Here is a 1,534-nt window from a genome sequence, read left to right as displayed (position 1 = left end):
TCTCGTCCCGATTATTATCGTTCCGTATTACGGTGTAATCGGCGGATGGATTGTCAAGTATATGGTTGTCTTTATCAAAGACGGCGCGGCAACCGCTGCGGCAGACAACTACTTTAACAATTTCATCACCAATCCTTGGCAGCCATTCTTCTTCCTCGTTGTCTTTATTACCATCACCGCGTTCATTGTTTCGATGGGTGTCAAGGGCGGCGTAGAAAAAGCCAGCACATTGATGATGCCATTGCTCATCGTTCTGTCTATTATCATTGCCATCTATTCTGTTACCCGTCCGGGCGCACTGGAAGGCGTAAAATACTACTTCACCCCGCATCTGTCCGATGTGTCTCCAAACACACTGCTCGGTGCTATGGGTCAGATGTTCTATTCTATGTCTCTTGCCATGGGTATCATGGTCACATATGGCTCGTATATGCCGGAGGGTGAAGACATCGAGAAGTCTGTCGGACAGATTGAGCTGTTTGACACCGGCGTCGCTCTGCTGGCTGGTCTGATGATTATTCCGGCAGTCTTTGCGTTCTCCGGCGGCGACCGCGATGCGCTGAATGCAGGTCCTGGTCTGATGTTCGTCACCATGCCGAAGGTATTTGCAAGTATGCATCTCGGCACGCTGATCGGCATTGTCTTCTTTGTTCTGGTATTCTTTGCCGCATTGACCTCTTGCATTTCCCTGTATGAGACAGTTGTTTCGATTCTGGGCGACCGGTTCCATATGAATCGCCGCACGGCCTGCATCGTGACCTATGTCATCTGCATTGTACTGGGTCTGCTCAGCGCCATGGGCTATGGTGCTCTGTCTGGTATTCAGCCGCTCGGCATGGCGTTCTTGGACTTCTTCGATTTCATCTCGAACAGTGTCCTGATGCCAATTGTTGCTCTGCTGTCCTGCCTGTTCCTTGGCTGGGTTGTTGGTCTGGATTATATCTCCAAGGAAGTCAAGAAGAACTCCGCGTTCAAGCGCGAACCGATGTTCCGCGTCATGATTCGCTGGATTGCTCCGATTTTCCTCGTTGTTATCCTTATCAGCTCTATCCTGAGCGCAATGGGAATTATTTCGATCTAAATATTCGCGAAAATACTGCAAAAGCCGCCTTTTCAGGCGGCTTTTGGTGTTTACTCCCTCAGGATAGCAAATAGCCTTCCTCCTTGAGGAAGGTGGCGCGGCGCAAGCCGTGACGGAAGGAGCAGCACGCGAGCAAATCTGTATCAGGGTCAGCCTGATGCGATACATATAACCGGCTGCTCCCTCAGTCTTCGCCTGCGGCGAATCCAGCTCCCTCAAAGATGGAGCCTACTTGGCTCTCCCTCCGGGAGAGCTGTCATTTGCAGGGCAAATGACTGAGAGGGCGAGCAAATCACAAATCCTGCATCAGGCAAATCTGAGAGAATATATAGCTGGGATAAGCCCTCTCTGTCGCTGCGCGACATCTCTCCCAGAGGGAGAGACGAGTTTGGCCTGTGCGTAAGAGCAAATAGCAATTGCATTTTTTCTCTTTCATGTTATAATGAACATATA

At 50.3% G+C, this 1,534-nt stretch carries 1 protein-coding gene; it reads left to right on the top strand.

All coding sequences use genetic code 11. The features are described from left to right. A partial coding sequence (locus ACR0P9_RS12420) for a sodium-dependent transporter (RefSeq protein ID WP_432620609.1) occupies nt 1-1,081 on the top strand: 1,081 nt, incomplete at its 5' end. Nucleotides 1,082-1,534: the final 453 nt, after the last annotated feature.

This window comes from Butyricicoccus sp. (assembly GCF_050872565.1).
In the GTDB taxonomy this organism is placed as follows: Bacteria; Bacillota; Clostridia; order Oscillospirales; family Butyricicoccaceae; genus Butyricicoccus_A.
This window is presented reverse-complemented; position numbering and strand designations above follow the sequence as displayed.